We start from the raw sequence: 5,317 nt of genomic DNA on the forward strand, positions 1-5,317 counted from the left end.
GCGTCGTTGGCGTCGTTGGCGTCGTTGGCGTCGTTGGCGTCGTTGGCGTCGTGCTCCCGCCAGTGTCCGGTGCGCTCACCGCGGTGTACGTAACCGTGACCGTGGTGTCGCCGTCAGCCAAATCAGGGGTCGCCGCCGCCACCGTCGTCACGTCAGCCGTATAACCAGCCAAAGCCGGTGTGGTGACCGCCGCGTAACCCGTGGCGGTCGTCACCGTCCGCGCACCCGTGACGCTATCCGTCACGATGGTGAACTGCGCCGTCTGCGTAACTGCGGCTGGCGCCGTCGCGGTACCACCATCAACCACGTAGTCAATGGTCCGTGTCGTCGCCGCCGTGCTGGTGGTCATGTGGTGTACCAGGTGCACGGTGAGATTATCGGTATCGTCCTGAGTCAAGGTGTAAGCCAACGTTGTGGCTTGCCCGTTGGCCAGATCGTAACCAGCTGGTGCCGTCGCGGTATAGGTGCCACTTTGGTCCGTGGTCCCTGCGACCCGCTGGACGGCAACCGTCGCGCCGGTACTATCGTCAACGTACGTCACCCGCAGTGTAGCTGCGTTTGGTGCGTACGTAACGGTAGCCGTCGTGTTGGTCAGGTCGGCGGTCGTCGTTGCACCGAGTTCTGCCGCTGCAACGTTGCCACTAGCCGTGTAACCCTCAACTGCTGGGGAAGTGACCGCCGCGTAGCCATCCGTAGCCGTAGCCACACTGCCGCCAGTCACGAGGTCCGTGACCGTCCGCCAGTGAGCAACCTGGGTCACATCAGCTGGCGCTTTAGTCGTATCGCCGTTAGCCACAACGTAGTGAATGGTCCGCGTCGTGGTAGCGGACCCGTACTGCATCGCGTGCGTCAGGTGCACCGTCACGTCATCGCTATCGTCGTTGGTAAAGCGGTAGTTGACGGCGCGGCTTTGGCCATCCGCCAAACTGTAGTTAGCCGGAACGGTAACCGTGTAAACACCAGTGCCATCCATCACGCCGTCCAGCGTCGTGGTGCTCACGTCGCACCCGTCACGTCATCAACATAACGTACGTGCAACTGCTCCGGGTTGGCGGTATAGTGTACCGTCACGCTGGTATCACCCGCCGTGTAGTCAGGAGTAGCCGCCGCCACCTGTGTCTGGTCCGCCGTGTAGCCGGCCAACGCTGGCGTAACGACCGCGCCATAGGTACCGTCAGTCGTGGCGGTCGTCAGGCCGGTTACATCATCGGTTGTCGTCCCGTAAATTGCGGTCTGCGTCACACTTGCTGGTGCAGGTGCGCCACCGCCATCAACCACGTAGTTAATGGTGCGCGTCGTCGTCGCGGTGCCCGCCGTCATGTGGTGGGTCAGGTGAACGGTGATGTTGTCGCTGTCGTCGGTAGCAAAGGTGTAGTTAACGCTACGACTTTGCCCTTCTACCAACTGGTAACCGCCCGGTACGGTGACCGTGTAGGTACCCTGGCCATCAACCGTGCCCTGTAAGCTCTGCGTCTCAACGGTTTGTCCGTTCTCCGCATCATCCACGTAGGTGACCGTAATGTTAGCGTCATCCGGCGTGTAGGTCACGGTCGTCGTGGTGTCAGCCAACGCGTCCGCGGCAACCGGACCCATTACCTGGGCGTCCGTGTCGTGATCCGCCGTGTAGCCAGCCACCGTTGGTGCGGTAACCGCGCCATACGCGTCTTGAGCCGTTGCGTAACTGGTGCCGGTGACGGCATCCGTGGTGACGTTCCAAGTAATTGTCTGCGTCTGATCAGCCGGTGCCTTCGTCGTGTCACCACCCGCGATGACGTAGTGGATCGTCCGGGTCGTCGTGGCCGTGCTGTGGTTGACCGCGTGGGTCAAGTGAATCGTAATATCGTTATCAGTATTTGGTGCAAAGGTGTAGTTAACACTGCTGCTTTGCCCATCTGCTAGTTCGTAATTAGCTGGAACCGTGACCGTGTAGGTGCCGGTACCGTCGGTGGTACCAGTCAACGTCGTGCTGCTCAACGTAGCACCCGTCACGTCATCGACGTAGGTAACGTTGAGGCTGGCCGCATCCGCCGTGTAGTGCACGGTGGTGTTGGTATTCGCCAACTGGTCCGCGGCAACCGCGCCTAACGTGCCGGCCGCGACGTTGCCACTAGCCGTGTAACCAGCCACCGCTGGTGAATCAACCGCGGCGTAGTAACCGGTAGCCGTCGCGACGCTGGTGCCAGTTACGGCATCAGTGGCGACGTTCCAAGTAGCGGTCTGCGTAACGACCTGCGGTGCCTTAGCAGTATCACCATTATCCATGACGTACGTGATGGTCCGCGTCGTCGTGGCGGTGCTCCGGTCAATCGCGTGGGTCAGGTGTACCGTCAGGTCATCGTTACCGTCATTGGTAAAGGTGTAAGCCAGCTCCGCGGCCTGACCGTCTGCCAAAGCGTAGTGGTCGGGTACGGACACGGTGTATTGGCCCTGCCCATCGACTTTGCCGTGCAGGGTAGCGCTAGCGACCTGCTCACCGGTGACGTCATCCACGTAGTGCACAGTCAGCGCCGCGTCGTCTGCGTGGTACGTGACGGTCGTTGTGGTGTTAGCTAAGCGGCTCGTCGCGGTTGGTGCCATCACGGCAGCAGCCACGTTACCATCAGCCGTATAGCCGGCGACAGTTGGTGCGGTGACCGCTGCGTAGGCCTCAGTTGGAGTGGCAAAGCTGGTGCCCGTTACTTCATCGGTCGTCACGTTCCAAGCCATCGTCTGCGTCGTTGGTGCTGGCGCCTTGGACTGGTCGCCGTCCGCGATGACGTAGTTGACCGTCCGCGTAGTTGTGGTCGTCGTGTGCGCAATAGCGTGTGTCAGGTGGACCGTGATGTCATCGGTACCGTCGTTAGTCAGCTGGTAACTAACGATCTCTGCCTGCCCATTAGCTAACGTGTAACCTTGCGGCACGGTGACCGTGTAGTCGCCCGTGGCATCCATTACGCCATTAACAACCGCACTAGTAACCTGTTCGCCTGTAACGTCATCAACGTAGTGGACCGTCAGTGCTTCCTGGTCAGGCGTGTAGTTAATCGTCGTGGTGGTGGCATCCGTTGGGTCGGTGGTAATCGTGCCCAGCGTGACCGCCGCGGCATCGCCATCAGCCGTGTAGCCGTTAAGTGCCGGTGAGGTCACGGCCGCAAAATCGCTCTGCGGCGTGGCCACAATAGCGCCAGTTACGGCGTCAGTAGCAACGGACCAGTTGACCGTCTGCGTCACGCTCGCTGGTACTTGCGTAGCGGCGTGGTTAGTGGCCGCATCCTGACCGTTGATCGTGTAGTTAACGGTCCGCGTGGTCGTGGCCGTCGTGTAGTTGATGGCGTGGTTCAGGTGCACCGTCACGTCATCAGTGTCGTCAGTGGTCAGCGTGTAGGCAACGCTTGCTGCCTGTCCGCTAGCCAAAACGTACCCGGTCGGCGACTGGACGGTGTAAGTACCCATACCGTCCACAACGCCGTCCACCGTGGCACTAGCGACCTGCTCGCCCGTGTTGTCATCAACATAATGTACCGTCAAAGTAGCCGGGTTAGCCGTGTAGGTTATCGTCACGTCGGCGGCATTCGTCGGCGTCGTGGTCGTGGCCGCGACCGCTGCAAGTGCGGCGTTACCGTTAGCGGTGTAACCATGTACGGTCGGCGACTGCACCGCGGCGTACTCACCTACCGGTACGAATTGCTGTTGGCCGGTAACTTCATCGGTCAGTACGTCCCAGGTCAGTGTCTGCGTCACGCTATCGGCCGCCTGCTGGTTAGAGCCAGCAAAGACGTAGTTAACCGTCCGCGTAGTTGTGGTGGTGGTGTGATCAATGGCGTGCGTCAGGTGCACGGTAATGTCATCAGTATCATCGGTGGCAAAGGTGTAGTCAACGCTAGCCGCTTGCCCGTCAGCCAAAACATAGTGTGCTGGTGCCGTGACCTTGTACGTCCCGGTACCATCAACCGTGCCGGTTAAGGTAGTACTACCAACCTGCTCACCGGTACCGTCATCCACGTAATGCACGGTCAGGGCCGCATCATCGGTGTGGTACGTGATCGTCGCGGTCGTGTTGGCCAACCGACTGGTCAAAGTTGGTGCTGGTACTTCAGCGGCAACCGTGTTGTCGGCGGTGTAACCCTCAACTGCTGGGCCGGTAACTGCCAAGTAGGCGCCCGCAGGACTAGCATAGCTAGTACCTGTGACCTCATCCGTAGTGACGTTCCAGCTCATCGTCTGCGTCGTTGGTGCTGGCGCTTTGGTACTGTCACCATCCGTGATGACGTAATTAATTGTCCGTGTAGTCGTAGTCGACGTGTGGTCAATTGCGTGCGTCAAATGAATCGTAACGTCGTCGGTATCGTCATCAGTAAACGTGTAGTTGGTGCTTGCAGCTTGGCCTGCGGCCAGCTCGTAGTGCGCTGGAACCTCAGCAGTGTAACTGCCAGTTTCGTCCACCGTACCTGTCAATGCCGCACTGGTGACTTGTTCACCCGTGACATCGTCCACGTAGTGGACAGTCAGTGATGCGGGGTTAGCCGTGTACGTGACCGTAACGTCAGCCGCGTTGGCTGGCGTGTCAGTAGTCGGCTCCGCCGTAGCTGTGTCAACGTTGCCACTAGCCGTGTAACCCTCAACTGCTGGGGAAGTGACCGCGGCGTATTCGCCTGCCGGCGTCGCAACGGACTCACCTGTTACTTCGTCAGTGGCCACGTTCCAAGTGAGTGTTTGGGTGACGCTAGCTGGCTGTTTCTCTGGCTGACCTGCAACCACGTAGTCAATTGTCCGCGTAGTCGTAGTCGTCGTGTGGTCAATTGCGTGCGTCAAATGAATCGTAACGTCGTCGGTATCATCATTAGTAAACGTGTAGTCGGTGCTTGCAGCTTGGCCTGCGGCCAGCTCGTAGTGTGCTGGAACTTCCGCAGTGTAACTGCCAGTTTCATCAACCGTACCCGTCAATGCTGCACTGGTGACTTGTTCACCCGTGACATCGTCCACGTAGTGGACCGTCAGTGATGCGGGGTTAGCCGTGTACGTGACCGTAACGTCAGCCGCGTTGGCTGGCGTGTCAGTAGTCGGCTCCGCCGTAGCTGTGTCAACGTTGCCACTAGCCGTGTAACCCTCAACTGCTGGGGAAGTGACCGCAGCGTATACCCCTGCCGGCGTCGCAACGGACTCACCCGTCACTTCGTCAGTGGCCACGTTCCAAGTGAGTGTTTGGGTGACGCTAGCTGGCTGTTTCTCTGGCTGACCTGCAACCACATAGTTAATTGTCCGCGTAGTCGTAGTCGTCGTGTGGTCAATTGCGTGCGTCAAATGAATCGTAACGTCATCAGTATCATCATTAGTAAAT

2 protein-coding genes are annotated in these 5,317 nt (G+C 59.3%); both read right to left on the reverse strand.

Annotated features, from left to right (window positions below; translation table 11 throughout):
* Window positions 1-1,000: mucin-binding protein (locus JCM13996_RS10180; RefSeq protein ID WP_439646484.1), on the reverse strand; the 1,000-nt coding region annotated here is incomplete at its 3' end.
* On the reverse strand, window positions 997-5,317 hold a 4,321-nt coding region (locus tag JCM13996_RS11180), incomplete at its 5' end, for a beta strand repeat-containing protein (RefSeq protein ID WP_162205222.1). The genes JCM13996_RS10180 and JCM13996_RS11180, both read right to left, overlap by 4 nt.

It is taken from the genome of Lacticaseibacillus thailandensis DSM 22698 = JCM 13996 (assembly GCF_001312865.1).
GTDB lineage: Bacteria > Bacillota > Bacilli > Lactobacillales > Lactobacillaceae > Lacticaseibacillus > Lacticaseibacillus thailandensis.